Origin of the sequence: Terrihabitans rhizophilus, assembly GCF_033898525.1 — a bacterium.
In the GTDB taxonomy this organism is placed as follows: Bacteria; Pseudomonadota; Alphaproteobacteria; order Rhizobiales; family Methylopilaceae; genus Flaviflagellibacter; species Flaviflagellibacter rhizophilus.
In genome coordinates, this window is sequence record NZ_JAXAFJ010000013.1 from 22,853 (window position 1) to 48,235 (window position 25,383).

The window sequence follows — 25,383 nt, forward strand, 5'->3', positions numbered from 1 at the left end:
GCCGCCTCAGCCGCCCAGGCTGCCCTTGGTGGAGGGGATCTGGTTCGCCGCGCGCGGATCCACCGCCAGCGCAGTGCGCAGCACACGTGCGAGACCCTTGAAGCAGGATTCCGCGATGTGGTGCGCGTTGGCGCCGTACAGCGTCTCGACATGCAGCGTCACCGCCGCGTTGATGGCGAAGCCCTGGAAGAACTCGCGCACCAGTTCGGTGTCGAACTCGCCCACCTTGGCCGCCGGGAACTCGGTGCGCCAGACGAGGAACGGCCGGCCGGAGATGTCGAGCGCCACGCGCGTCAGCGTCTCGTCCATGGGCATGCAGATGTCGGCGTAGCGGTTGATGCCGCGCATGTCGCCCAGCGCCTGCCGCACGGCCTGGCCGAGCGCGATGCCGATATCTTCCGTGGTGTGGTGGAAGTCTATGTGGGTGTCGCCCGTGGCCTCGACCGTGAGGTCCATGCCGGAATGGCGGGCCAGCAGGTCCAGCATGTGGTCGAGGAAGCCAACGCCGGTCGCGATGCGTCCGGTGCCCGTGCCGTCCAGATCGACGGTTAGGTTCACGCTGGTCTCGCTCGTCTTGCGGACGATGGTGGCGCGGCGGGTCATGAAAAGGGTCCTGCGTTCGCTGCGGTGCAGCATAGACCACAAGCATGAACGCCCGGTCACCGGGTTGTCATGCTGGTTTGGGCGCGTCTTTAGCAGGACACGTCCCCACGCGCCAATGGTTCTGGACTGCACGGTCTTTGCGGGGCCGCGACGCGCACTTAAGTAGGACGCCTGATCGTCCGAGGATTTACATGTCAGAACCGCACGCGCCGTGGCACGGCACAACCATCCTGCATGTCCGCAAAGGCGGCGTCGTCGCCATCGGCGGCGACGGGCAGGTGTCCATGGGCCAGACGGTGATGAAGCACACCGCCCGGAAGGTTCGCCGGCTGGCGGGCGGCACGGTGATCGGCGGTTTCGCAGGCGCGACGGCGGATGCCTTCACCCTATTCGAGCGCCTTGAAGCCAAGCTGGAGCAATATCCCGGCCAATTGCTCCGCGCCTCGGTCGAGCTTGCGAAGGATTGGCGTACCGACCGGTATCTCAGGCGGCTCGAGGCCATGATGCTGGTGGCAGACAGCTCGACCAGCCTCGTGCTGACCGGGACGGGCGATGTGCTGGAGCCGGAGCGGGGCGTTGCCGCGATCGGCTCTGGCGGCAACTACGCCCTGTCAGCGGCGCGCGCGCTGGCCGAACTCGATCTGAGCGCCGAGGAGATCGTCCGCCGCTCGATGCGCATCGCGGCCGAGATCTGCGTCTACACGAACGACCAGTTGACCCTGGAAGTGCTGAACGAGGCCTGATCCGGCCCGATCGCTTCCGGCACACGACGAGATCCATAGACATGACCGACTTCTCTCCCCGTGAGATCGTTTCCGAACTCGACCGCTTCATCGTCGGCCAGAACAAGGCCAAGCGTGCCGTCGCCATTGCGCTGCGCAACCGCTGGCGCCGGCAACAGCTCGAAGAAGGGCTGCGCGAGGAGGTGCTGCCCAAGAACATCCTGATGATCGGCCCCACCGGTGTCGGCAAGACGGAGATCTCACGCCGCCTGGCCAAGCTGGCCAATGCGCCGTTCCTCAAGGTCGAAGCCACGAAGTTCACCGAAGTCGGCTATGTCGGCCGCGACGTGGAGCAGATCGTGCGCGACCTCGTGGAGGTCGGCATCACGCTGACCCGCGAGACACGGCGCAAGGACGTGCAGGCGAGGGCGGAGCAGGCCGCCGAGGAGCGCGTGCTCGATGCCCTTGTCGGTCCGGGTTCAGGCGCGGCGACGCGCGAGAGCTTCCGCCGCAAGCTTCGCAGCGGCGAGCTGGACGACAAGGAGATCGAGATCGAGACCACCTCCGCTCCGGGAGGCGGCATGCCCAGCTTCGACATCCCCGGAATGCCGCCGGGCGGGCAGATCGGCGTGATGTCGCTCGGCGACATCTTCGGCAAGCTTGGCGCCGGCCAGAAGCGCACGCGGCGGGTGACGGTGCGCGAGAGCCATGGTCTCCTGCTGAACGAGGAATCCGACAAGCTGCTCGACAACGAGCAGGTGGTGCAGGAGGCGATCCGTGCCGTCGAGCAGAACGGCATCGTGTTCCTGGACGAGATCGACAAGATCGCGGTGCGCGAGGGCCGGCAGGGCGGCGATGTCTCGCGGGAGGGCGTGCAGCGCGATCTCCTGCCGCTGATCGAAGGGACCACCGTCGCCACCAAGCACGGCGCGGTGAAGACCGACCACATCCTCTTCATCGCCTCTGGCGCGTTCCACGTCTCGAAGCCCTCCGACCTGCTGCCGGAGCTTCAGGGGCGGTTGCCGATCCGGGTGGAGCTGGAGCCGCTGACGCGTTCGGACTTCCGGCGCATCCTGACGGAGACGGAGGCAAGCTTGATCCGCCAGACGGTGGCGCTGATGCGCACCGAAGGCGTGACGGTAGACTTTACCGATGACGGCATCGACGCCATCGCCGACGTGGCGGCGGAGGTGAACGGCAGCGTGGAGAATATCGGCGCGCGGCGTCTCTCCACCGTGCTGGAGCGGGTGCTGGACGAAATCTCCTTCACCGCCACGGATCGCAGCGGGGAGACAGTTGTCATCGATGACGGCTATGTCCGCTCGCGCATCGGGGATCTTGCGAAGAACGCGGATCTGTCCCGCTTCGTACTTTAGGCGGTACACGGAACATGACGCCGGGCTGGCGCGTCTAGCCTTTACGTAAAGGGAAGGCTTCCATGCTCAAGATCTTGCTCGGCGTCATCGTGTTCATCTTCATCGTCGGCCTTCTCGTGATTACCGGCGTCCTGAAGCTGATCTTCTAAGCGGTTCCGCGCGTCCGGCGGATGCGCACATAAAGAGCGCCCGCTCCGCCGTGGGCGGGCGACGCTTCCGAGAAGCCGAGCACGACATCGCGCATGCCCGGCTCCGAAAGCCAGGATGGGACGTGGCGGCGCAGAACGCCACGTTCGTCGAACAGGGGGCGATCCCCGGCAGGGGCGCCCTTCCCGGTGATGACCAGCACAACGCGAGCGCCGCGTGCCTGCGCGCCGTGGATGAAGCTGCGCAGCCGCGCGTGAGCCTCATCCTGCCGCAGCCCGTGCAGATCGATCCGCGCATCGACTTCGCCGCCACGCCGCAGATTGCGGGCGATCTTCGGTTCGATCGGTGCGAGTGGCCGTACCGGCGGTTTGGAGGGCAGGGGCTTAGGCGCCGGCTGGATCCCCACCTTTCCCTTCGGCTTCTCCGAAGGTGGGGTCGGTTCGGCCGCAAGCACGGGCGTCTGTTCCGGCCGCTTGAACTTGCGGTGCCGCAACGGCGTGACGGATTTCACCACCACGTCCCAAAGTTCGCGCTCCTCTCCGGTGAGATCGCGTCGGCGCTTCATGGCTTGGCGCCTTTCGGCAACAAGACCACGAAGTCGCCCGAATGCTTCAGCAGGCCGGCCACCGCGCCGGCTGCCTCGCCCGTGCCCGTGAAGATATCCGCGCGAGCCGCGCCCTTGATGGCGGCTCCCGTGTCCTGCGCGATCGTCAGCCGCCGGAACGGCCTCTCACCGCCGCCCGCCTGTGGCATATCGGTGGACACCCAGACGGGAAGACCAAGAGTCCAGGCGCTGCGGTCCACCGCAAGGCTGTGTTCTGGCACGAGCGGAACACCCGCCGCGCCGACCGGTCCGCCGGCCGTGCGATCATCGCGCCTGAAGAAGATGTAGGAGCGGTTCTGCCTCAGGACTGACGCCGCTTCGCTCCGGTTTGCCGAAAGCCAGGCACGTATGGTCTGCATGCTGACCTGATCGAGCGTCAGCGCGCCACGATCCACCAGAACCTTGCCGATGGCGGTGTAGGGGAGCCCGTTTCGTCCCGCAAAGGCCACCCACATCCCCGATCCGTCATCGAGGCGGATGCGCGCCGAACCCTGGATGTGCACCAGGAATGCGTCGACGGGATCCAGCCAAACCAGGGCGGTGGCAAGCCCCTTCAGAGCTCCATCTTCTATTGCTGCGCGGTCCGGAGCAGGGCTCGGCATCCGCTTCGGCATCGAAAGAAGGGGCGCGGAATGCTGCGCATCCGGTCGCCGCGCACCTTCGAATTCGGGTTCGAAATAGCCGGTGAAAAAGGCGTTCCCCGTGGTGGGAGCAACCCTGTGGGGCGTGAACCGGGCTTCGAAGAAAGCTCGCGCCTGCGCGCTTGTGGGGTTCACCAGACGCCGGGCTTCTGTGCAGGACAGGGCCAGTGCAGATGCCGTTGCGGCACTCCTCGTGCGGTCGGGCTTTCCGCAACTGGCGAGGAAAGCTGCAAAAGGCCTGCGGAAATCCTCGGTTCGCCAATCCGCGAGGTCGGAGAAGCCGAGCGGTTCGAGACGGGCCCCACGCACCTCCTGCGCCACGGCTCCGACCAGCATCGTCAGGAGAAGGAAGACGGCACCTGCAAGCGCAGATGCGCCATGCCCCCGTCCTTGCCTCACGCGGCCTCGGTCCGGACCAGCTTCCAGTTCGGATCGCGCGAGGTGACATCACGTGCAAACGTCCAGTGATCGACCACCTCGGTGACGGTCTCGGCATTGCCGTCGATCACGGCGCCGCTCTTGTCGCGCGTCGCGGTAATCAATTGCGACACGAACCGCACTGCGATCTGCGCCATGTTGCCGGCCAACTCCGCTTCCTGGATCTCCGGCTTGCCCACGGAGACGAAATTGCTGTCCATCACCTCGCCGCGCCGTTCACGGTCGGCGATGGCAGCGGCAAAGCTTTCGTAGACATCCTTGGCCAGCAGCATTTTCAGCTGCCTGGTATCGCCCTTCGCGAACGAAGTGACGATCATCTCGTAGGCGGCACGGGCACCTTCCACGAAGGACAGGCCGTCGAAGGAAGGGTCACGTGCCTTGATCTCATCGAGTCCCGCCTCGACAGGCGAGCCCTCAGGGACGACGCCCTTCCAGCGCTTGGAGGGATCCACCACCGGTTCAGGAGGGATCTCGCTTCCGGCGGTGGGCAGGCGCACCACGTTTTCGTTGGCGCTTGTCTCGGGCGGGGCGTCGCGCCGTGCAGCGCGTTCAGGCGGCCGCTCGTTTCCGGTCCGGGTTCCAAGAACCGATCTCAGACGCAGAATGATGAAGACCGCCAGGACCAGGAATATTACGGTATAGATGTCGAACACTTCGCTCACTGACCTAGAACGGGGCGCGGCATTGCCGGATGGATATAAGCACCGGCCGGTCGACGGCCAGTGCTCATCCTGTCCAGAGCCTCACATCTTAGAGCACGGGCCGTGCGGAGCCGTCCACCCGTGCTTGCCCGGTGCCGGGAGCCCGTGTTAGCTGCGCCCCACCAGCCAAGCACCGAGACAGGACATCACAATGGCGACCAACGGCGCACCCGGGGAAGCAGCGACGGCAGTTCCATCGCTCGCGGTTCTTGCTCAGTACGTGAAGGATTTCTCGTTCGAGAATCCGGCAGCTCCACGCTCGCTGCGAGCCGGCGGTCAGAACCCGAACATTCAGGTGAATGTGAACGTCAATGCGCGGGGCATGTCCGAAACGGATGTCGAAGTCGAGGTGAAGATCGACGGCCAGGCCGGCGAGGGTGCCGACACGGTGTTCCGCTTCGACGTGGTGTATGCCGGCGTGTTCCGCATCGAGGGTGTGCCCGCGGAAAGCCGGATGCCGATCGTCCTGATCGAATGCCCGCGCCTGCTGTTTCCCTTCGTGCGGCAGATCATCGCCGATGCGGTCCGCAACGGTGGTTTCCCGCCGCTGATGCTGGATCCGATCGATTTCGCAGCGCTCTACCGCCAGCGTTTGAGTGAGCAGGCGGCTGCGTCCATTCCCGAAGGCGCGGTTCTCAGCTGATCATTCGGCGGCGTTGCTGACAGGCTCCGCATAGGCGCTCCACAAGGCCTTGTCGCCCATGGTGGCGACAAAGGCCGCGTGGGCTGCCAGATCCTCAGAATCGAGCCGCGGTGCAAGCGGCACGGGGCGGGCACGGATCGCTTCCGCCTGCCCACCCGTCATACGACGCGCATCGACAGCCAGTCCGAGAACAGCCTGCCGGCCGCCCATCAGTTCCGCATAAACCTCGGCCAGCAATTCGGCGTCGAGCAGCGCTCCATGCTTCGTGCGGTGCGAATTGTTGATGCCGTAACGCGTGCAGAGATCGTCCAGCCGATTGGACGCGAAGCCGTGTTTGCGACGGGCAAGCGCGAGCGTGTCGATCATCCGGTCCAGCGACAGCGGCGGCTTGCCGCAACGGCCAAGTTCCGCGTTCAGGAAGCCGAAGTCGAAGGTCGCGTTGTGGGCAATCAGCTTCGAATCGTCGCCGACAAAGGCCAGGAACTCGTCCACGATCTCGTGGAAGCATTTGTGCCCGGCCAGGAACTCCGTCGACAGTCCGTGAACGCGAAACGCATCCTCCGGCATGTCGCGTTCCGGGTTGATGTAGACGTGGTAGACCTGCCCCGTCGGGATCATGTTCAGGATCTCGATGCAGCCGATCTCCACCACGCGGTCGCCCTTGTGGCACTCAAGTCCGGTCGTCTCGGTGTCGAAGATGATCGCGCGCACTGGATGCCGCCTCCTCAGCCTTCCTTAGCATTGTCGGGCGTGGCGCTGAATTGCCCGATGATCTCCTGCACAGCTTTGCGCGTGTCCTCGAGCGATGTGCCTGTGTCGATGACGATGTCGGCTTTCGCGCGCTTCTCTTCATCGGGCATCTGCCGCGCAAGGATCGCTTCGAACGTCTCCGCCGTCATGCCGTGACGTGCCAGTACCCGCGCCCGCTGCACATCGGCGGGAGCCGAAACGACGGCCACCACATCGCACCGGTCGGCATCGACGCCCTCCAGCAGGAGCGGAATGTCGAGCACCGCCAAAGCGTGGCCATCGACCTGTGCCTTTGCGATGAACCGCGCTTCCGCCTCACGGACGAGCGGATGAACTATGGCTTCCAGCCTGCGCAATGCGTCTGTTTTGCCGAACACGGCCCGCGACAAGGCTTTCCGGTCCACCACTCCGTCGCGGACCGTTCCAGGGAACGCCTCCTCGATCAAGGGCGCCGCTGCACCTGAGTAAAGCTCATGGACGGCGGCATCCGCCTCGAACACCGGGACACCTTCGGCCCGGAACATGGCGGACACGGTGGACTTGCCCATGCCGATGGACCCGGTCAGGCCAAGCACGATCATGGCAGGGCCGACCGGATGTCGGCTTCCACCAGCGATCGCAGCCTGGGGTCCACTGCGGGCCTTGTCCCGAACCATCGCTCGAAGCCCGGCACGGCCTGATGCAGGAGCATGCCCAAGCCTTCCGCGGTCCGGTGCCCGCGCATCGCAGCCTGCCGGAGAAGATCGGTTTCGAGAGGCACATAGACGATGTCGCTGACGACGGCGTCCAGCGGCAGGGCATCGAGGTCGAGGTCGAGCGGGTCCTTGCCTGTCATGCCGAGGCTGGTGGCATTCGCGAGGAGGGTGGCATCGGCCATCGCCGGACCCGCTTCATCCAGCGGCCTTGCCTGCACAACCCCGCCGATATCGCCAGCAAGCGCGATGGCGCGATCCAGCGAGCGGTTCAACAGCGTGATACGTTCCGCACCGCGTCCGGCGAGCCCGTAGGCCAGCGCACGTGCAGCACCGCCCGCACCAAGAACGACCGCGCGCAGGGGCGCCTTGTCCCAGCCGGGCACCAGCTCATCCAGATTGGACAGGAAGCCCCTGGCATCCGTGTTGTCGCCGACCAGCCGGCCATCGTCATCACGCCACACCGTGTTGACCGCGCCGATAGCCCGGGCGGTCTCGGTGATCTCATCGAGATGGGACATCACCGCCTCCTTGTGAGGCACGGTGACGTTGCATCCCCGAAACTCCCCGGAGCGGACCCGTTGCATGAAGGCCCCCAGATCGTCGGGATGAACGGCTGTTTTCCCGTAGCTGCCGGCGATGCCGTGCTGCGCCAGCCAATAGCCATGGATCATCGGCGAACGAGAGTGGGCGATGGGCCAGCCGATGACGCAGGCACGTGGTGCGTCGGTCATCCAAGGATCATCCCGCGCCGACGGAGGCATTCGAGCATGGGCAGGAGAGGCAGCCCCAGGATGGTGAAGTGGTTGCCTTCGATCCGCGAGAACAGATGCACGCCGGCGCCTTCGAGCTGGTATCCACCGACACTGGTGCGGATCGCGTCGCCCGCCACCGCGATGTAGCGGTCGAGGAATTCCTCGCTGAAGGGGCGCATCTCGAGCCTGGCGTCATCCACGACGCGCTCCACCACCTTGCCGTCGACAACAAGGACGGCGGCGGAGATCAACCGGTGTTCCCGGTCGCGCAGCTTCAGCAATTGCCGGCGGGCCATGTCCAGGCTCTCGGGCTTGTGGAACAGCTCGTTCCCTGCCGCCAGCATCTGGTCGGCGCCGATGACCGGCTGCCCCGGAAGCGTGGCACTGACATGCACGGCCTTCGCAGACGCGAGTTCCAGCGCCATGGTTTCTGTGCTTGCCCCCGAGGCTTTCAGATCCTGTTCCACTGCACGCTCGTCGATGCTGGCGGGCTTGCACAGGATAGGAATGCCGGCGGCGCGCAGCATCGAGGCACGCGATGCACTGGCCGAAGCCAGGACGAGCGGCCACGGATCGATCCAGAGAGGGTGGGCGAGGTCGCTCAAGAAATTAACACTTTGTTAACAGGTAGGGCCGGACCATGTGGACAGTTCGGCGAAGACGGCCGATCTGCCGCCACTCTGTGGTTTCCCACAATATCTATCAACACCCGTGATGCGGTGGACGTGGTGCGCAGGCTTTCTGTGAACTGTGTGGATGACAAGGCATTTGTCATCGGGAGATGACGCCCGGCGGATGCCGGGGCGGCCTGTGGGTTGCTTGTGGGCGGTTCGGAACACCGCTAAAGAGCCCCCTAACAAACAACTAAAAGAAGAAAACCATTGGTAAATGTTCCGTTAAGTGACCGCGCTGGACCGGGGAAGCCGATCCTCCAGGTGCTCGGCGGACAGCGCCTCGAACGGCCCCCGCTCTGGATGATGAGACAGGCGGGACGCTACCTCCCCGAATACCGTGCTCTTCGCTCCAAGGCCGGCTCCTTCCTCGACCTCTGCTACACGCCCGATCTGGCGGCAGAGGTGACTCTCCAGCCAATCCGCAGGTTCGGCTTCGATGCGGCGATCCTGTTCTCCGATATCCTGATCATCCCGCACGCGCTGGGACTTGGCCTCGATTTCCTCGAAGGTGAAGGCCCGCGGATGGAAACCGTTCGCTCGACGAATGAGCTCTCCAAGCTGGCGGGTGATCTCGACCCTGCAAAGGTCGGCGCGGTCTACGAGGCGATCCGGCTGATCCGGGGCGAGTTGCCGCCCTCCACGACGCTCATCGGCTTCGTCGGCGCGCCGTGGACCGTCGCGACCTATGTGGTTGCCGGTGGAGGTTCGAAGGACCATGCCGACGCACGGCTTTGGGCGGCGCGGGATCCCGACGGCTTCGGCCAACTCATGGATCGGCTCGTGGATGCCTCGGTTGCGCATCTCGCCGGACAGATCAGAGCCGGCGTCGATGCCGTGCAGATCTTCGACAGCTGGGGCGGTGAACTGGCGCCGCTGGATTTCGAACGCTGGTGTATCCGTCCCGTGGCCCGGATCGTGGAACGCCTGAGTGCGGAGTTCCCGAGAGTGCCGATCATTGCGTTTCCGCGGGCGGCGGGTTCGAAGCTGGGCGCGTTCGCTGCAGCCTTGCCCGATGTCGCACTTGGCATCGACACGGCTGAAAGTGCGGCGGGCCTCGACCGCATCATCGGCGCGGATCGCGTGGTTCAGGGCAATCTGGATCCAATTACGCTGGTTGCCGGAGGTGATGCGCTCGACCGTTCGATCGATCACGTGCTTTCCTCATTCGCGAATCGGCCGCACATCTTCAATCTGGGACATGGCATTCGGCAGGAGACGCCGATTGCCCATGTGGAGCGGCTCGTGGCGCGCGTCCGGGGAGACGTCTGATGGCCGAGTTCTATCCTTGGGTGAAGGCATTCCACATCGTCGCCATGACGGCGTGGATGGCGGCCATGCTCTATTTGCCCCGCCTCTTCGTTTACCACACAGGTGTGGCTGCCGGATCGGAAGCCTCGGAGACCTTCAAGGTCATGGAGCGCCGCCTGCTGAAGGCGATCGCAACACCCGCGATGGCCTTGACCTGGATCCTCGGGATCACGCTCGCCGTGATGAGCGGCGCGTTCAGCGAAGGCTGGATGCACGCAAAGCTGCTCTTCGCCCTCATCCTGTCCGGCTATCACGGCTTCCTGGCGCGCTCGACCCGCACCTTCGCGGCCGACAGCAACACGCGGAAGGCCGGCTTCTACCGGATCCTGAACGAGGTCCCGACGGTCGGCCTCATCATCATCGTGGTCTTGGTCGTGGTGAAGCCGTTCTAGATCACGAAAACGCCACTTGCGGGTTCCTCAACGAATCCGTATTTGTGTCTCATCTCCTTTCGCAGGTGGATGCTATCAAGCGTTTCTGAGGCCTTCTGGTCCAAGAACCGGGCATCAGCGGTCCCGCTGGTCCCTGCCTGCGCCCCTCCCCTCCTGTCGCCTCTGGCGGCCATCATTGCTGAAAGTTCTCCGATGGAGATCAGGCTTCAGGACCTGAAAAAGAAGTCGCCGCAGGAATTGCTGGCGCTTGCCGACGAATTCGAGATCGAGAACGCCTCGACGCTGCGGAAGCAGGAATTGCTGTTCGCCATCCTCAAGCAGCATGCAGCGCGCGAGCATGAGATCATTGGCGGCGGCGTGGTCGAGGTCTTGCCGGATGGCTTCGGCTTCCTCAGGTCCTGGGATGCGAATTACCTTCCGGGTCCGGACGACATCTATGTCTCACCCTCGCAGATCCGCCGCTTTTCGCTGCGCACCGGCGATACGGTTGAAGGCCATATTCGCAGCCCCAAGGAAGGCGAGCGCTATTTCGCCCTCCTGAAGGTCAACACGCTCAACTTCGAGGATCCCGAGAAGGCGCGTCACAAGGTTCATTTCGACAATCTGACGCCGCTTTATCCATCCGAGCGCCTGAAGCTCGAGGTGGAGGATCCGACGATCAAGGACCAGTCGGCTCGCGTGATCGACATCGTTTCGCCGATCGGCAAGGGTCAGCGCGGCCTCATCGTCGCCCCGCCGCGCACCGGCAAGACCATGCTGCTGCAGAACATTGCGCGGTCCATCACCAACAATCACCCGGAATGCTACCTCATCGTCCTGCTCATCGACGAGCGGCCGGAAGAGGTCACGGACATGCAGCGCACGGTGAAGGGCGAGGTTGTATCCTCGACCTTCGATGAGCCGGCGGTGCGTCACGTGCAGGTGGCGGAGATGGTCATCGAGAAAGCCAAGCGCCTGGTCGAGCATGGCCGTGACGTCGTCATCCTGCTGGATTCGATCACCCGCCTCGGCCGCGCTTACAACACGGTCGTTCCCTCGTCGGGCAAGGTGCTGACCGGCGGTGTTGACGCCAATGCCTTGCAGCGCCCGAAGCGCTTCTTCGGCGCTGCGCGGAACATTGAGGAAGGCGGCTCGCTGACCATCATTGCGACTGCGCTGATCGACACCGGCAGCCGCATGGACGAAGTGATCTTCGAGGAGTTCAAGGGCACCGGCAATTCCGAGATCATTCTCGACCGCAAGGTCTCGGACAAGCGGGTCTTCCCGGCGATGGACATCACACGCTCCGGCACCCGGAAGGAAGAGCTCCTGGTCGCGCCCGACATTCTCAAGAAGATGTATGTCCTGCGCCGTATCCTGAACCCGATGGGCACGGTGGATGCCATCGAGTTCCTGAACGACAAGATGCGCCAGACAAAGACCAACTCCGAGTTCTTCGATTCGATGAACACCTGACGGTCCTTGAAGGCTTGGGAACTGCCCGAGGGCTCGCGGACATGTCGCGGGCCCTTCTTCTTTGTTTCACGTGAAACGCTGCGCGGCCGTGGACACGATGATGACGGACGACACCATCTTTGCGCTCTCGACGGCTCCCGGGCGAGCGGGTGTAGCAGTCGTGCGCGTGTCAGGAAGGCTCGCCTCCGAGGCGGCCGTTCAGCTGGCCGGGCAGTGCCCTCCGCCCCGTGTTGCCACCCTCCGGACCTTGCGGGAATTCTCGGGCGAGGTGCTCGACCGTGGCCTGGTCATCTATTTTCCGCGCCCGAACTCCTTCACCGGACAGGACGTGGTTGAGTTCCACCTCCATGGTGGCCGAGCGATCCTTAAGGGGGTGATCGGCGTCCTAGCGAGCATGAGCGGCCTGCGGCCAGCCGAAGCGGGGGAATTTGTGCGTCGCGCCGTCGAGGCCGGCAAGATGGACCTTTCGGAAGCCGAGGCACTTGCCGACCTTCTCGACTCGGAAACTGGTGCACAACGGCGGCAGGCGTTGCAGGGCCTTGGAGGCGGCATCGGCCGCAAGGCCGATCATTGGCGCGCAATGCTCATCGATGCGCTGGCGCTGGTTGAAGCTGCGATCGACTTCTCCGAAGAGGAGGACATCGGCACGGGCTTGATCGACCGGGCTGCGTCCGACAGCCGTGCCTTGCTCAGGGAGATGAACCTTGTTCTTGCGGCCCCCGACGGGGAGCGGCTTCGCGATGGTGCGACTATCATCGTCGCCGGCCCTCCAAATGCGGGCAAATCGACCTTTATCAATGCCGTGGCCGGACGAGATGTTGCGCTCGCCACGCCGCATGCGGGCACCACCCGGGACATGATCGAGGTGATGCTGGACCTGGGGGGCTATCCCGCTGTGCTGGTCGATACAGCGGGCTTCCGCGAGACGTCGGATCCGGTGGAACGAGAGGCCATCAGGCGCGCAAGATTGCGCGCCGAGAAGGCGGATCTTGTTCTGTGGCTCTCGGACGACGCGGCGATCGGCCCGCCCGATCTAGGCGGGACCACCGTTTGGCAAGTGCATACCAAGGCGGATCTCCTTGGGCCGGACGCTGCGGCGGGTTTCGTCATTTCGGCTGTGTCCGGCCATGGTATCCCGGACCTGCTTGGAGCTATGGAAGCATGGGCCAAGAAGTTGTTGGTCGGTGCCGAGTCGGCGCTGATTACCAGAGCCCGGCATCGCGACGCACTGCGGGATGCCACCGGGTATCTTGAGGCCGCCATTGATCTGGTTGAACCGGAACTCATGGCTGAAAATCTGCGGCTCGCCGCTCGTGCGCTCGGTCGCATTTCCGGCCGCGTCGACGTAGAAGATGTGCTGGATAAGATCTTCGGTCAGTTCTGTATCGGAAAGTAGATGTTTCATGTGAAACACCCTTTCGACGTCATTGTGGTCGGCGGCGGCCACGCTGGCTGCGAAGCTGCTGCGGCGGCTGCGCGGATGGGCGCGCGCACACTGCTGGTTACCCAGAAGTCGACGAACATCGGTGCGATGTCCTGCAACCCCGCGATCGGCGGGCTCGGCAAGGGGCACCTGGTTCGTGAGATAGATGCTCTTGATGGCTTGATGGGCAGGGTTGCTGACGCGGGCGGTATCCAGTTCCGCGTCCTGAACCGCCGCAAAGGTGCAGCTGTGCGAGGGCCCCGGGCCCAAGCAGATCGCAAGCTCTACGCCGCCGCCATGCAAAAGGCCCTGGCGTCACAGGAGGGTCTCTCCGTTTTGGAAGGTGAGGTGACCGACCTCATCATGCAGGGCATTCAGGCCGCCGGCGTCAAGCTAGCGGGCGGGTGCGAGATCCCGTCCGCTGCCGTGGTGATCACGACCGGTACCTTCCTTGATGCCATGATCCATCTTGGCGAACGGACATGGCCTGCAGGCAGGGCCGGAGATAATCCATCGGTGCCACTCGCAGCTCGGATCCGGGATGCCGGCTTTGCGGTCGGGCGCCTGAAGACGGGCACTCCGCCCCGGCTCGACGGGCGCACCATCGCGTTCGGCGGTTTGGAGGTTCAGCCCGGCGATGATGTGGCGGAGCCGTTCTCCACCCTGACGGAAAGGCTCCCCAACCCTCAGGTCGATTGCCACATCACCCGGACCACATCGGCAACGCACGCGATCATTCAGGCCAACCTGCATCGGGCTCCCATGTATTCCGGGCAGATCGCCAGCCGCGGCCCGCGCTACTGCCCGTCCATCGAGGACAAGGTGGTTCGCTTCAACGACCGCGACAGCCACCAGATCTTCCTGGAGCCCGAGGGTCTTGATGATCCGACAATCTATCCAAACGGGATTTCCACCTCCCTTCCGGAGGACGTTCAGCTTGCGCTCCTGCACACGATCCCAGGCCTGGAAGAGGTTCGGATCCTGCGTCCGGGCTACGCCATCGAGTACGATTTCGTAGATCCTCGAGAACTCGAACCTACGCTCGAAACCAAGCGAATCCGGGGTCTGTTCCTGGCCGGACAGATCAACGGCACGACCGGCTACGAAGAGGCAGCGGCGCAGGGGCTTCTGGCCGGGATCAATGCCGCGCGTCGGTCTTCGGGCCAGGACGGTGCGGTGATCGACAGGGCTGACGCCTATCTTGGTGTGATGGTGGATGATCTGGTCACGCGGGGCGTATCGGAGCCGTATCGGATGTTCACCTCCCGCGCCGAGTTCCGCCTCGCGCTACGTGCCGACAATGCGGACCAGCGCCTCACGGACAAGGGCGTGGCGCTCGGCTGTGTTGCTGAAGAACGGTCCAAACACTGGGCATGCAAGAGGGAAGCACTTGGCCATGCCAGGGACTTGGCTCTCTCCCTGACCCTCTCGCCAAGTGCTGCCGAGGTTCATGGCATCCAGATCAACAAGGATGGCATCAAGCGTTCGGCTTACGAACTTCTCGCCCGTCCAGAGATCGGCGTGGGTGATCTGCGTCGGGTCTGGCCGGAATTGAACGGGGTGGACGATCGCATAGCGGACCAGCTCGAGATCGAAGCCACCTACGCGGTCTATCTCGACAGGCAGGCTGCGGATGTGGAGGGCTTCAGGCGAGAAGAGGCGCGCGAGATCCCGGATACTCTAGACTACCGGGCGGTCCCCGGCCTTTCCGGCGAACTTCAGCAGAAGCTGGCGCTCATCCGACCGCGGACACTGGGCCAGGCAGGACGCATCGAAGGCATGACGCCTGCCGCGCTGACCTTGATCCTCGCCCATAGCAAGCGGCGATCCGCGGCATGAACGCCCGTAGCCATGCGGAACTCCTCCTTCCGGAGGTTTCACGTGAAACATGGGACAGGGCAGATCGCCTGATCCAGATCCTCCTGAAATGGCAGCCGCGCATCAATCTGGTCTCTGCCAGCACTCTCTCCGATGCGTGGACACGCCATGTCGTGGATTCGCTTCAACTCGTTCAGGCGGCACCAACCGCAAAGGCCTGGGTAGACCTCGGTTCCGGAGCCGGCTTTCCCGGACTGTTGATCGCTGCCGCGCTGGACAGCGCCGATGTCCATCTGGTGGAAAGCGACCAGCGCAAATGCGCCTTCCTCAGGGAGGCGGCGCGCGCTATGGGCGTTACGGTGCGCATTCACAGCATGCGGATCGAAGCCTGCTATGGCGATCTTCCCGCGCAGATTGATGTCGTGAGCGCGCGCGCACTCGCTCCGCTCCCCAAGCTGCTGTCGCTGGCCGCACCGATCCTCGAAAACGGTGCAAAGGGCGTGTTTCCGAAGGGCCGCGATGCGGAAGCTGAATTGACCGCGGCACGTGAATACTGGAACATCGAGGCGGGGTTGATGCCGAGCATCAGCGATCCGCACGCACGCGTGGTTGTGGTATCGAGCTTGTCCCCACGACCTGTTCAACAATCGGGCGGTTAACGTAAATGGCTGACATGGCCAAGCCTGTTCGCATTCTCGCCGTCGCAAACCAGAAGGGTGGCGTCGGCAAGACCACCACTGCCATAAACCTAGGCACGGCTTTGGCCGCGATCGGCGAGCGGGTGCTTATCGTCGACCTCGATCCGCAGGGTAATGCGTCGACCGGGCTCGGCATCGACCGCAAGAGCCGCAAGCGATCGACCTACGATGTGATGGTGGGCGATGCGAGCATGCGGGAGGTCATCCTTCCGACAGCCGTGCCGCAGCTCGATGTCGCTCCATCCACGATGGATCTGCTCGGGGTGGAGATGGAGATCGCTTCGGACCGCCACCGCGCCTACCGGCTGCGCGACGCCCTGAAGGCGCTTCAGAGCGAGCAGCCCTACACCTATGTTCTCGTCGACTGCCCGCCCAGCTTCAATCTGCTGACGATCAACTCGCTTGCCGCGGCCCAATCCATCCTGGTGCCGCTGCAGTGCGAGTTCTTTGCCCTGGAAGGGCTCTCGCAGCTTCTCCGCACCGTGGATCAGGTGCGCACCACACTGAACCCCGCNCCCAATCCATCCTGGTGCCGCTGCAGTGCGAGTTCTTTGCCCTGGAAGGGCTCTCGCAGCTTCTCCGCACCGTGGATCAGGTGCGCACCACACTGAACCCCGCGCTGCAGATCCAGGGCATCGTGCTGACGATGTTCGACGCCCGGAATAACCTGTCCGGGCAGGTCGTGGCGGATGTGCGTGCCTTCATGGGTGACAAGGTGTTCGAGACGGTCATTCCTCGAAATGTGCGCGTCTCTGAGGCACCTTCGCACGGCAAGCCGGTGCTGCTGTACGACCTGAACTGCACGGGAAGCCAGGCCTACCTGAAGCTCGCTTCCGAGATCATCCAGCGTGAACGTGCGCTCCGCGCCGCCTGATATCGGGGAAGACAGAGATGGCTGAGGATGTGATCCGGCCCCGACTGGGGCGCGGCCTGGCGGCGCTTATCGGGGATGTCGGTGAGGATGAGCGCCTGTCCGAGCGTCCGCGCAACGGGCAACGGCGTGCGCCAGTCGAGTTCCTGCGAGCCAACCCACGCAATCCGCGCAAGGCCTTTACGGAAGCGGAACTCGAAGATCTCGTGAACTCGGTCCGCGAGAAAGGGGTGGTGCAGCCCATTCTCGTGCGTTCCGCACCCGGCCAGCAGGGCTCCTTTGAGATCATCGCGGGCGAGCGGCGCTGGCGCGCGGCGCAGCGTGCCGGGCTCCACGAAGTGCCCATTGTCGTCCTCGAAGTCTCCGATCGCGAGGCGCTCGAACTGGCGATCATCGAGAACGTGCAACGCGCCGACCTCAACGCGATCGAGGAAGCGGCGGGCTACGAGTCGCTTGTCGCCTCTCATGGCTACACGCAGAACGACCTGGCGAAGATCATCGGCAAGAGCCGCAGCCACATCGCGAATACGATGCGGCTGATGAAGCTGCCCGAAGACGTGCGCGAGAAGGTCCGGCAGGGAGCGCTGAGCGCCGGCCATGCGCGCGCATTGCTGGGTCTGGATGATCCGTCCTCCGCAGCGCGGCGCATCGTCGACGAGGGACTGACGGTTCGCGACGCCGAGGCGATGGCGCAGGGTGCGACATCCAGCCTGCGAGGGCGGAAGGCAGCGGTCGGCAAGGACGCGGATACGGCTGCCCTCGAGAAGCAGTTGTCGGATCTTCTCGGAATGGACGTCATCATCGACCACAAGGGCGAACGCGGCCAGATCCAGATCCGCTACGCGTCCCTGGACCAGCTGGATGAGCTTTGCCGGCGATTGAAGGGTTAGCGAGCCGGCGAAAACTCGTTGGCAGCCCTTAAATCGATCCGGAGCGCCGTCAGGGCGCGTTTGCCGCCCGGAGAGGAATCGTAGGCGGGCATTCCCGTTCTGCCGCTGAGGGGGCCTCCAGCAGCGCAACTTTTCCGCGAACTCCTTTCCGTCAGCGCCTCATGCTGCGCGCGGCCGATCCGATTTCGAGCATGATCCGGCGGGCCAGGACTTCACCGAACGATCCGCCGCGCCGCGCTTCCAGAATGCCGGAGGACACATGGCCGAGCAGTCGTGTAAGTCGCTCAAGGTTCCAGCCCGTCAGCGCACGCTCAACCAGCGGCCTTCTGCGAAAATGCAGCTGAGGCCATTCGCGATCGAGCACCGCGCCGGGCGCGGCTCCCGCTTCGACCGCGCAGCGGAGGCGATGCAGTTGAAGAAGGTGGCGTAACGCAGCCCCGAGGATCTGGGAGGGCGACGTGCCAACGAGCGCCAGCTTGGTCAGACCCTCGTCAAGGGTTCCGACATCACCTGCGAATGCCGCGTCCACCAGATCGTCCGCCGCTGTCGCCGATGTGTCGGACATGAGGGCTTCGATATCGGAGACGGTAAGGCGTGGGGCTCCGTGCGCGTAAAGCAGCAGCTTGTCGATCTCGCCCCGCGTGGCCAGCCTGTCGGCCCCAAGCGAGCCGAGAAGCAGGCTGCGTGCGTCGCGGTCGATCTGGACGCCGGCTGCCGAAAAGGCTGCATCTATCAGGCGCCCGATGGCGGCATCGTTATCGGCAAAGCAGGGAATAGCCGCGGCCTTCGGGCTTCGCTCGCACAAGGCACGGAGCGGCGCGCCTTTCCGGAGATCCCCCGCCTCCACGACGGTCAGGGCCTCCGGTGGCGGTCCGCCGAGCAGACCGTCGATGGCGGCATGGAAGGCGCGGCTGCCCCCTTTGACGCGAAGCACGCGCGCGCCACCGAACATGGAGATGGCGTGGGCCTCGTCCAGCAGCCGGGATGGATCGGATGCGAGATCATCCCCCTCAAGGCGGATAAGGCCGAAGCCCTCGTCCAATCCAGGTACGGCCGTCTTGATGAAGAGGGCCGCGCGTTCGCTTACAAGCCCCGCATCGGGCCCGTAGAACAACGCACAGACCAGACCGGATGGCGGCTTGGCGAGGAAGGCATCGACCCCGCCCGCCTTGACCGCGACCATGCGGGGCTAAGAGCCCCTAGCGAAATGGCCCTGCAGCTGCGCGCGGATCTGCTCGGCCACGATGCGGGCGGCACGGTCTTCGGCATCTCGGCGGGCACGCTCGCTGGCGAACCGCTGGCGTGTGCGGGTGTAGGTCGCACGGCCAAAGGCCTTGCCAGCAAATACGGGGGCGCCGCTGCCCACCTGGACGAGAGTGAAGGAGGCATCGACACCCGCAGTCTCGACCTCCGGACGATCGGTGTAGGGATCGACGACCGCCGTCTGCGCGGCGACCACGGAGGTTTTCACATCCAGGCGGAAGCGAGGCGCCGGAGCGGTGGTGCCGCCCGTCAGAACGAAGATCAGCTGATTGCGGATCTGCTGTCCGACCCGGCCTTCCATGGGCAGAATGTCGATGGCGGCAAGATTCGCACCGGCGGGACCGGCATTTGCCGGAGAGAGCACGCCGGACATGGTGCCACCGGCATACATGGGCTGGAAGCAGCCGCCGAGCGCCAGCGCGGCACCGAGCACCACGGCCACCTTCAGGGAAGAGCGTACCCGACCGCTAGACAACGACATTGACGATCCTCTGCGGCACCACGATGACCTTGCGCACCGGCATATCACCAATCGCGCGCGCGATGGAATCGAGTTTCATCACGGCAGCCTCGATCTCCGCTGGCGTGGCCGAGACCGGCACTTCAATCTCGTCGCGGCGCTTGCCGTTCACCTGCACGGCAAGGGTCACCACATCGGCCACCACAAGCGACTGGTCGGCGTGCGGCCATTCCGCCTCTGCGACGAGGCCCTGCCCGCCAAGAGCCTGCCAGCACTCCTCGGCGAGGTGCGGCATCATAGGTGCCACGATCTGAACGAGGATCCCTGCGGCCTCGCGGACGGCGAACGCCATGTCCTCGGCCGGCGTGGCGCGCACCGTCTGCAGAGCACCACCCAGCGTGTTGGCGAAGTCGTAGACGTGGGCGACGCAGCGGTTAAAGCGCAGCCGCTCCACGTCGTCCGTGACCGCGGCCAACGTCCTGTGCGTGGCCTGCCGCAGCTTCTTTGCCTCTGCGCTGAAGGCTTCTGGAGCCGTGGCGGGAGCGCTGATCGCCGCCGCCTCGCCGACAAGGCGCCACAAGCGTTGCACAAAGCGGCCCGCGCCTTCGACACCGGATTCCGTCCAGATCACGTCGCGCTCCGGCGGGCTGTCGGACAGCACGAACCAGCGCGCAGTGTCGGCGCCATAGGTCTCGATGATGTCGGTCGGGTCCACGGTGTTCTTCTTGGACTTCGACATCTTCTCGATGCCGCCGATCTCCACCACCGTGCCATCGGCGGTGAAGGCGGCGCGTTCGCCGTCATTCTCCACGATCTGCACTTCAGCCGGAGAGAGCCACTGGCCCGAGGCATCCTTGTAGGTCTCGTGGACCACCATGCCCTGCGTGAACAGGCCCGCGAACGGCTCCTGCACGCCGGTATAGCCAGCTTCGACCATGGCGCGGGTGAAGAAGCGCGAGTAGAGCAGGTGCAGGATCGCGTGCTCGATGCCGCCGATATACTGGTCTACCGGCAGCCAGCGATCCACCGTCAGCGGCACCACCGGCTCATCGGCCTTCGGGTCCGTGAAGCGCGCGAAGTACCAGGACGAATCCACGAAGGTGTCCATGGTGTCGGTCTCGCGCCGTCCCTTGCCGCCGCATGAGGGGCAGGCGACGTGCTTCCATGTCGGATGGTGGTCCAGCGGATTGCCCGGACGGTCGAAGGTGATGTCCGTCGGCAACGTCACCGGAAGCTGGTCGTTCGGCACCGGCACCGCGCCGCAGCTTTCGCAGTGGATGATCGGGATCGGGCAGCCCCAATAGCGCTGCCGCGAAATGCCCCAGTCGCGCAGGCGGTACTGCACCTCGGCCTGTCCCCAACCGCGCTCCTCGTAGAGGGCGAGCGTGCGGTCCATGGCCTCTTGGCATGTCTGCACCGTGCCGGGCTCTCCGTGCCATTGCACGTAGCGCACCGTCTCGGTCTTGGGCGGCACGAAGGCCGTGTCGCCCACGCTCTCGTCGCTGTCGAGCGGCTTGAAGACATCGATAACAGAGAGCCCGTATTTGCGGGCAAAATCGAGGTCGCGCTGGTCGTGCGCCGGGCACCCGATGACGGCGCCCGTGCCGTAGTCCATCAGCACGAAATTGGCGATCCACAGCGGCAGGTGCAGCGTGGCGTCGGCAGGATGCGTGACGGTGATGCCGGTGTCGAAGCCCAGCTTCTCGGCTGTCTCGACGGCTTCCTCGGAGGTGCCGAGCACCCGGCAGCGCGCATTGAACGCGGCGATCTCCGGATTGTCCTCTTCAAGGCGCTTCGCCAGCGGATGATCCGCCGCGATGGCCGCGAAAGTCGGCCCCATCATGGTGTCAGGTCTAGTTGTATAGACAGGTAGATTGTCGAAGCCTTCCGGCGCTCCGTTCAGCGTGAATTCAAAGGACAGCCCCTTGCTCTTGCCGATCCAGTTGCGCTGCATCAGGCGCACCTTTTCCGGCCAGCGGTCCAGCGTATCCAGGCCTTCCAGCAGGTCCTCGCTGAAGTCGGTGATGCGCAGGAACCATTGCGTCAGCTCGCGCACCTCGACGGGCGCGCCGGAGCGCCAGCCCTTGCCGTCCACCACCTGCTCGTTGGCGAGAACGGTGTTGTCGACGGGGTCCCAGTTCACGCGCGACTGCTTGCGGTCGACAAGGCCGACCTTCAGGAACTCCAGGAACAGGCGCTGCTGGTGCCGGTAATAGGACGGGTCGCAGGTTGCGATCTCGCGCGACCAGTCGATCGACAGGCCCATGCTCTGCAACTGCCCGCGCATGGACGCGATATTGGCGTAGGTCCATTCGGCGGGATGCACGTTGTTCTGCATCGCGGCGTTTTCGGCCGGCAGGCCGAAGGCGTCCCAGCCCATCGGGTGCAGAACGTTAAAGCCCTTGGCGCGCTTCACGCGGGCCACCACATCGCCCATCGTATAGTTGCGCACATGGCCCATATGGATGCGCCCCGAAGGATAGGGGAACATCTCGAGCACGTAGTATTTGGGCCGGGGATCGGAGGTGTCGGTGTTGAACACGCCGCGCGCGTCCCATTCGCCCTGCCATTTGATCTCGGCTTCGCGGGCGTTGTAGCGCTCCGTCGTCATATGCTTTGTGCCATTCATGAATGTGTGGAGCGGCGGCCGCCGCGAAGTGCTGCCGGAAATTGGCCTTTTGCCCTTGGCGGGTCAATGGCGCCCGTTCGGGGCGTGGCCGATGAACATGAAGTGGAGGACGGTCATGGATGATGGCGTGGGCGAGCGGCTGCAATCGGTGCGAGCCGCGCTGGGCACTGCATGCCTCAAGGCCGGCCGCGAAGCGGGCGATGTACGCCTGATCGCCGTCTCCAAGACGTTCCCCGCGGAGGTGATTGCGGAGGTGCTCGAAGCCGGCGAACGCTGCTTCGGCGAGAACCGTGTGCAGGAGGCCGCAGCCAAGTGGCCAGCTTTGCGGGAGCGCTACCCGGACGTGGAGCTTCACCTCATCGGACCCTTGCAGTCCAACAAGGCGCGCGAGGCCGTGGCCCTGTTCGATGCCATCCACACCGTTGACCGGCCCAGGATTGCGGAGGCGCTGGCCGCCGAGATGGAGCGCCAGGGCCGCGCGCCGAAGCTGTTCGTGCAGGTGAACACGGGCGCCGAGCCGCAGAAGGCGGGGGTGCTGCCGGAAGAGGCGGATGCCTTCCTTGCGCTGTGCCGCGAGGAGCACGGTCTCACGATAGCGGGGCTGATGTGCATCCCGCCGGCGGACGAGAACCCCTCGCCGCATTTCGCGCTGCTGGAAAAGATCGCCCGCCGCAACGCTCTCCCGGAACTGTCTATGGGCATGAGCGGCGATTTCGAAGCCGCTGTGATGTTCGGCGCCACCTATGTGCGCGTTGGCAGCGCCATCTTCGGGACGAGGCCGCCTTTGCCAACGGCGGAAGCGGGCTAGGCCTTGTCCAAGCCGCGCAAGGTCGCGGCCACGTCCAGCAGTGCGCTTTGATCGCCGCCGATCCGCTCCACCAGCTTGTGCCGCAACTGGGCTGCGATGTCGGGAAACTCCGTCAGCATGCGCCGGAACAGGGGGCGCGGAATGCTGAGCAGGTTGCTCGGTTCCGCACCGAATGCGTCACAGGGACGCTCCGTGGGGATCAGCAGGGCCATCCCCCCGATCAGCGTTGAGGGGCCGACCCGGCGTTCGCTCCCATTCTTGCGGCTGGACACGACGAGCCGGACAGCGCCGGCCAGCACAACGAAGGCGCCCTCGGCGGGCGTGCCGCCCTGGAACAGCCTCTCGCCCTCGCGAAGCGCCACTTCCTCGGCCGAGAAGGCGAGAAGGCGCAGCGCGTCCTGCCGGATCTCGGCAAACAACGGCGCACGCTCTAGTACGCGAAGGGTGTCCTCAAGGCTCATTCGGCTCCCTGGCCGTACCCCGAGGCCTCTCCGCTACGGAACCAGCTTATATCCGCCGGCTTCCGTGACGAGCAGCACCGCGTTCGACGGGTCCTTCTCGATCTTCTGACGCAAACGGTAAATATGCGTTTCCAACGTGTGGGTCGTCACTTCCGCATTATATCCCCAGACTTCCTGCAAGAGCTCATCGCGGCCGATGACCTTGCCGCCGGCGCGGTAGAGGTAGCGCAGGATGGAAGTCTCCTTCTCCGTCAGGCGGACCTTGGAGCCCTTTTCGCTCGTCAGCAGCTTGGTGGACGGGCGGAACGTGTACGGACCCAGCGCGAACACCACATCCTCGCTGGCCTCGTGGCTGCGCAACTGGGCGCGGATGCGGGCGAGCAGCACGGCAAAGCGGAACGGCTTGGTGACGTAGTCGTTGGCGCCGGCGTCCAGCCCCTGGATGGTGTCGTCCTCGCTATCCTGGCCCGTCAGCATGATGATGGGCCCCTGGAAGCCGCCGGAGCGCACGGTGCGCACCACGTCCCGGCCATCCGCATCGGGAAGGCCGACATCCATCAACACGAGGTCGAGATGGCCTGCCCGAATCGCCGAGACGGCCTGGTCACCGGTGGCCGCCATGGACACGTCGAACTCCGGGTGCACGGCCAGTTGCTCGATCACCGCTTGCCGCAGGTCTTCGTCGTCCTCTACGACGAGGATCTTGCGTACAGAGGCCATGACAGTCTCCTTGATCTTTGGCCGGATGGCCTTGAAAGGTCAGTTGGGCAGTAGATTCACGGTTCGCCGTGGTTCAACCGCCATGATGTTCGAGATGATGCACCAGATGTCCGATGCGTTGCAGACTATCTATGTACGAGCCTCCGCGTTGGACAGACGCAAGGGCCGGCTTTTCGGCGAAGGGATTTCGATGCCGTGTGCCCTCGGACGCTCCGGCATCCGCACCGCCAAGCGCGAGGGCGATGGCGCGACGCCGCGAGCCGTGCTCCCTCTGCGCCGCGTCTGGTGGCGCGGCGACCGGCTGAAGCTTCCGGGAACAGGCCTGCCGATGGTCAGGACCGCGCCGGATGACCTGTGGTGCGATGCCCCGGATGATCGCCGCTACAACAGGCCCGTGACCGCGCCATGCACGGTGTCACACGAAGCGATGTGGCGCGAGGACGGGCTGTACGATGTGGTGGTGGAGCTTGGCTGGAACGACGATCCGCCGATCAAGGGTCGGGGAAGCGCCATCTTCATGCATATCGCCCGGCCGGGCTTCCTGCCGACCGAAGGCTGCGTGGCGCTGCGCCGGCGCGACATGCTGCGTCTGCTGCCGCGCCTCGGCCCGAACACCCGTCTCCGCGTCGGACTTTAGAAGCTGAAGCTGGCGACCAGAGGCACGTGGTCCGACGGACGCTCCCAGGACCGGACATCCTTGCGGATGCGCACATCTGTTGCCGCGCCCTCGATATCGCGGCTCGTCCAGATGTGGTCGAGCCTTCGCCCGCGGTTCGACGCCTCCCAGTTCGGTGAGCGATAGCTCCACCAGGTGAAGACGCGCTCCGGCTCGGGCATCCGCTTACGCACGGTGTCCACCCATCCGAGGTTCTGGATCGACAGCATGCGCTCGGTCTCGGCCGGCGTGTGGCTGACGACACCCAGCATCTGGCGGTGGCTCCAGACATCGTCGGGCAGAGGCGCCACGTTGAGGTCGCCGACCAGGATGGCGCGTTCCGGCGAGCGCCCGCCCGTCCATGTGCCGATCTCGTCGAGATAGGCGAGCTTGTGCGCGAATTTCGGGTTCGCTTCAGGGTCCGGGATGTCGCCACCCGCCGGCACGTAGAAGTTATGCAGCGTGACACCTTCGGCCGGGCCTTCCGCCATGGTGACGGCGATGTGCCGGGCATCTTCCTTGCCGCCGAAGCGGAAGCGATCCACGGAGGCGAAAGGCAGGCGCGAGAGAATGGCCACGCCGTGATAGCCCTTCTGGCAGGTCAGCGCGGAATGGGTGTAGCCCCGGCCGTTGAAGGGGTTTTGCGGAAATTGTGCCTCAAGGCACTTCGTTTCCTGAAGGCAGAGAAGATCCGGCTGCTCCTCGTCGAGCACGCGCATCACCTGCTCGATACGCAGACGTACGGAATTGATGTTCCAGCTGATGATCTTCACGGGCATGGCGACG

The 25,383-nt window shown here is 64.7% G+C and carries 28 protein-coding genes and 1 pseudogene; 15 read left to right on the forward strand and 14 right to left on the reverse strand.

The window, feature by feature from the left end:
- Nucleotides 1–6: 6 nt before the first annotated feature.
- On the reverse strand, nt 7–603 hold the full coding sequence (gene hisB, locus SCD90_RS15715) for an imidazoleglycerol-phosphate dehydratase HisB (protein ID WP_319845664.1): 597 nt from the start codon (nt 601–603) through the stop codon (nt 7–9).
- Between the two features lie 191 nt (nt 604–794).
- Between hisB and hslV the strand changes: the two genes are divergently transcribed.
- The 3 genes from hslV to SCD90_RS16710 all read left to right on the forward strand — a co-directional run bounded on the left by hslV (nt 795) and on the right by SCD90_RS16710 (nt 2,850).
- On the forward strand, nt 795–1,346 hold the full coding sequence (hslV, locus tag SCD90_RS15720; protein WP_319845665.1) for an ATP-dependent protease subunit HslV: 552 nt from the start codon (nt 795–797) through the stop codon (nt 1,344–1,346).
- A gap of 41 nt (nt 1,347–1,387) precedes the next feature.
- Nucleotides 1,388–2,701 carry an ATP-dependent protease ATPase subunit HslU gene (hslU, locus tag SCD90_RS15725; RefSeq protein WP_319845666.1) on the forward strand — a complete coding sequence of 438 codons (1,314 nt, stop codon included), beginning with the start codon at nt 1,388–1,390 and terminating at the stop codon, nt 2,699–2,701.
- 62 nt (nt 2,702–2,763) lie between these two features.
- Nucleotides 2,764–2,850 carry a small membrane protein YohP gene (locus SCD90_RS16710; protein ID WP_482258158.1) on the forward strand — a complete coding sequence of 29 codons (87 nt, stop codon included), beginning with the start codon at nt 2,764–2,766 and terminating at the stop codon, nt 2,848–2,850.
- On the opposite strand, the gene SCD90_RS15730 is transcribed toward SCD90_RS16710, so the two are convergent.
- Genes SCD90_RS15730 through SCD90_RS15740 form a run of 3 tightly spaced genes read right to left on the reverse strand, consistent with a single transcriptional unit; the run spans nt 2,847 to nt 5,193 of the window.
- Nucleotides 2,847–3,413 carry a Smr/MutS family protein gene (locus SCD90_RS15730; RefSeq protein WP_319845667.1) on the reverse strand — a complete coding sequence of 189 codons (567 nt, stop codon included), beginning with the start codon at nt 3,411–3,413 and terminating at the stop codon, nt 2,847–2,849. The two genes, SCD90_RS16710 and SCD90_RS15730, sit on opposite strands and share 4 nt — an antisense overlap.
- Entirely contained in the window at nt 3,410–4,492 is a 1,083-nt protein-coding gene (mltA, locus tag SCD90_RS15735; RefSeq protein ID WP_319845668.1) for a murein transglycosylase A, read from the reverse strand. The genes SCD90_RS15730 and mltA overlap by 4 nt, the downstream gene beginning before the upstream one ends.
- Entirely contained in the window at nt 4,489–5,193 is a 705-nt protein-coding gene (locus SCD90_RS15740; RefSeq protein WP_319845669.1) for a Tim44/TimA family putative adaptor protein, read from the reverse strand. The genes mltA and SCD90_RS15740 overlap by 4 nt, the downstream gene beginning before the upstream one ends.
- A 190-nt stretch (nt 5,194–5,383) precedes the next feature.
- On the opposite strand from SCD90_RS15740, the gene secB reads away from it, so the two are divergent.
- The gene (gene secB / locus SCD90_RS15745) at nt 5,384–5,875 is read left to right on the forward strand and encodes a protein-export chaperone SecB (protein ID WP_319845670.1); all 492 of its coding nucleotides are present in this window, start codon (nt 5,384–5,386) and stop codon (nt 5,873–5,875) included.
- On the opposite strand, the gene dnaQ is transcribed toward secB, so the two are convergent.
- From dnaQ to SCD90_RS15765, 4 genes are read right to left on the reverse strand one after another with little or no spacing between them, the layout of a single operon-like run.
- Nucleotides 5,876–6,586 carry a DNA polymerase III subunit epsilon gene (gene dnaQ / locus SCD90_RS15750; RefSeq protein ID WP_319845671.1) on the reverse strand — a complete coding sequence of 237 codons (711 nt, stop codon included), beginning with the start codon at nt 6,584–6,586 and terminating at the stop codon, nt 5,876–5,878.
- 14 nt (nt 6,587–6,600) lie between these two features.
- Nucleotides 6,601–7,206, reverse strand: coding sequence for a dephospho-CoA kinase (gene coaE, locus SCD90_RS15755; RefSeq protein ID WP_319845672.1), 606 nt, complete (start codon nt 7,204–7,206; stop codon nt 6,601–6,603).
- A complete protein-coding gene (locus SCD90_RS15760) occupies nt 7,203–8,051 on the reverse strand; it encodes a shikimate dehydrogenase (RefSeq protein WP_319845673.1) in 849 nt (282 codons plus the stop codon). Before SCD90_RS15760 ends, coaE begins: the two co-directional genes overlap by 4 nt.
- Nucleotides 8,048–8,677 carry a Maf family protein gene (locus SCD90_RS15765; protein WP_319845674.1) on the reverse strand — a complete coding sequence of 210 codons (630 nt, stop codon included), beginning with the start codon at nt 8,675–8,677 and terminating at the stop codon, nt 8,048–8,050. Before SCD90_RS15765 ends, SCD90_RS15760 begins: the two co-directional genes overlap by 4 nt.
- A 276-nt stretch (nt 8,678–8,953) precedes the next feature.
- Between SCD90_RS15765 and hemE the strand changes: the two genes are divergently transcribed.
- The 9 genes and pseudogenes from hemE to SCD90_RS15810 all read left to right on the forward strand — a co-directional run bounded on the left by hemE (nt 8,954) and on the right by SCD90_RS15810 (nt 17,601).
- Nucleotides 8,954–10,015: a uroporphyrinogen decarboxylase gene (gene hemE / locus SCD90_RS15770; protein WP_341849675.1), complete on the forward strand. Its 1,062-nt coding sequence runs from the start codon at nt 8,954–8,956 to the stop codon at nt 10,013–10,015.
- Nucleotides 10,015–10,446, forward strand: a complete 432-nt coding sequence (hemJ, locus tag SCD90_RS15775; RefSeq protein WP_319845676.1) for a protoporphyrinogen oxidase HemJ — start codon at nt 10,015–10,017, stop codon at nt 10,444–10,446. Before hemE ends, hemJ begins: the two co-directional genes overlap by 1 nt.
- Nucleotides 10,447–10,638: 192 nt before the next feature.
- Entirely contained in the window at nt 10,639–11,901 is a 1,263-nt protein-coding gene (gene rho, locus SCD90_RS15780; RefSeq protein WP_319845677.1) for a transcription termination factor Rho, read from the forward strand.
- A 97-nt stretch (nt 11,902–11,998) separates the two neighbouring features.
- The gene (mnmE, locus tag SCD90_RS15785) at nt 11,999–13,297 is read left to right on the forward strand and encodes a tRNA uridine-5-carboxymethylaminomethyl(34) synthesis GTPase MnmE (RefSeq protein WP_319845678.1); all 1,299 of its coding nucleotides are present in this window, start codon (nt 11,999–12,001) and stop codon (nt 13,295–13,297) included.
- The gene (mnmG, locus tag SCD90_RS15790) at nt 13,298–15,163 is read left to right on the forward strand and encodes a tRNA uridine-5-carboxymethylaminomethyl(34) synthesis enzyme MnmG (RefSeq protein WP_319845679.1); all 1,866 of its coding nucleotides are present in this window, start codon (nt 13,298–13,300) and stop codon (nt 15,161–15,163) included. It abuts the gene before it with no gap.
- Entirely contained in the window at nt 15,160–15,801 is a 642-nt protein-coding gene (rsmG, locus tag SCD90_RS15795) for a 16S rRNA (guanine(527)-N(7))-methyltransferase RsmG (protein ID WP_319845680.1), read from the forward strand. The genes mnmG and rsmG overlap by 4 nt, the downstream gene beginning before the upstream one ends.
- 5 nt (nt 15,802–15,806) lie before the next feature.
- A pseudogene (locus SCD90_RS15800) lies at nt 15,807–16,253 on the forward strand (ParA family protein); the annotation flags it as partial.
- A gap of 23 nt (nt 16,254–16,276) precedes the next feature.
- Entirely contained in the window at nt 16,277–16,714 is a 438-nt protein-coding gene (locus tag SCD90_RS15805; RefSeq protein WP_319845681.1) for a ParA family protein, read from the forward strand.
- Nucleotides 16,715–16,731: 17 nt separating this feature from the next.
- On the forward strand, nt 16,732–17,601 hold the full coding sequence (locus SCD90_RS15810) for a ParB/RepB/Spo0J family partition protein (RefSeq protein ID WP_319845682.1): 870 nt from the start codon (nt 16,732–16,734) through the stop codon (nt 17,599–17,601).
- A gap of 151 nt (nt 17,602–17,752) precedes the next feature.
- Here SCD90_RS15810 and holA read toward each other — a convergent pair whose 3' ends face one another.
- The 3 genes from holA to leuS are packed head-to-tail and all read right to left on the reverse strand — an operon-like array spanning nt 17,753 to nt 21,935.
- Nucleotides 17,753–18,784 (reverse strand): DNA polymerase III subunit delta, encoded by a 1,032-nt coding sequence (gene holA, locus SCD90_RS15815; RefSeq protein WP_319845683.1) that lies wholly within the window; start codon nt 18,782–18,784, stop codon nt 17,753–17,755.
- A 6-nt stretch (nt 18,785–18,790) separates the two neighbouring features.
- A complete protein-coding gene (gene lptE / locus SCD90_RS15820; protein WP_319845684.1) occupies nt 18,791–19,345 on the reverse strand; it encodes an LPS assembly lipoprotein LptE in 555 nt (184 codons plus the stop codon).
- Nucleotides 19,332–21,935: a leucine--tRNA ligase gene (gene leuS / locus SCD90_RS15825; protein ID WP_319845685.1), complete on the reverse strand. Its 2,604-nt coding sequence runs from the start codon at nt 21,933–21,935 to the stop codon at nt 19,332–19,334. The genes lptE and leuS overlap by 14 nt, the downstream gene beginning before the upstream one ends.
- A 133-nt stretch (nt 21,936–22,068) precedes the next feature.
- Here leuS and SCD90_RS15830 point away from each other — a divergent pair, with 133 nt between their 5' ends.
- Nucleotides 22,069–22,761 carry a YggS family pyridoxal phosphate-dependent enzyme gene (locus SCD90_RS15830; RefSeq protein ID WP_319845686.1) on the forward strand — a complete coding sequence of 231 codons (693 nt, stop codon included), beginning with the start codon at nt 22,069–22,071 and terminating at the stop codon, nt 22,759–22,761.
- Here the strand turns inward: SCD90_RS15830 and SCD90_RS15835 are convergent.
- Together SCD90_RS15835 and SCD90_RS15840 are read right to left on the reverse strand one after the other, a co-directional pair.
- The gene (locus SCD90_RS15835) at nt 22,758–23,222 is read right to left on the reverse strand and encodes a Crp/Fnr family transcriptional regulator (protein WP_319845687.1); all 465 of its coding nucleotides are present in this window, start codon (nt 23,220–23,222) and stop codon (nt 22,758–22,760) included. The genes SCD90_RS15830 and SCD90_RS15835 overlap by 4 nt on opposite strands.
- 33 nt (nt 23,223–23,255) lie before the next feature.
- Nucleotides 23,256–23,942, reverse strand: coding sequence for a response regulator transcription factor (locus SCD90_RS15840; RefSeq protein ID WP_319845688.1), 687 nt, complete (start codon nt 23,940–23,942; stop codon nt 23,256–23,258).
- A 190-nt stretch (nt 23,943–24,132) separates the two neighbouring features.
- Here SCD90_RS15840 and SCD90_RS15845 point away from each other — a divergent pair, with 190 nt between their 5' ends.
- Nucleotides 24,133–24,579, forward strand: coding sequence for a L,D-transpeptidase family protein (locus tag SCD90_RS15845; RefSeq protein WP_319845689.1), 447 nt, complete (start codon nt 24,133–24,135; stop codon nt 24,577–24,579).
- Here SCD90_RS15845 and xth read toward each other — a convergent pair.
- Nucleotides 24,576–25,376 carry an exodeoxyribonuclease III gene (gene xth / locus SCD90_RS15850; protein ID WP_319845690.1) on the reverse strand — a complete coding sequence of 267 codons (801 nt, stop codon included), beginning with the start codon at nt 25,374–25,376 and terminating at the stop codon, nt 24,576–24,578. The two genes, SCD90_RS15845 and xth, sit on opposite strands and share 4 nt — an antisense overlap.
- Nucleotides 25,377–25,383 lie beyond the last annotated feature (7 nt).